Annotated in this window: 1 protein-coding gene; it reads right to left on the bottom strand. The window is 59.4% G+C overall.

Features of this window, described 5'->3' with window-relative positions; translation table 11 throughout:
- A partial coding sequence (locus AC2A1E_RS24535) for a hypothetical protein (RefSeq protein WP_484385930.1) occupies positions 1–251 on the bottom strand: 251 nt, incomplete at both ends.

Below are 251 nucleotides of genomic sequence, written 5' to 3'. Positions count from 1 at the left end.
CGGTTATCCAAGGTGAAATCCCCGTTGTTGCTGATGTTCAAGGTGTCGCTGGCGCTCACGATATCCACCGTGGCGGCCGGGTTGAACCAGTCAATACTGTCCAGGTTCAGGACAGAGCCGCCGTTGATGCTGACCGTGCCGATGAAGGCAGACGCATTGGCATTGTTCAGCAGCACGTTGCTGCCGTTCGACAGCACCCAGGCGCCGTCCCCGCCGATCGCATTGCTCAGCGTGCCCGTCAACCCGTTAAA

The organism is Serratia sp. HNCC26DJ206 (assembly GCF_057180605.1).
This window is presented reverse-complemented; position numbering and strand designations above follow the sequence as displayed.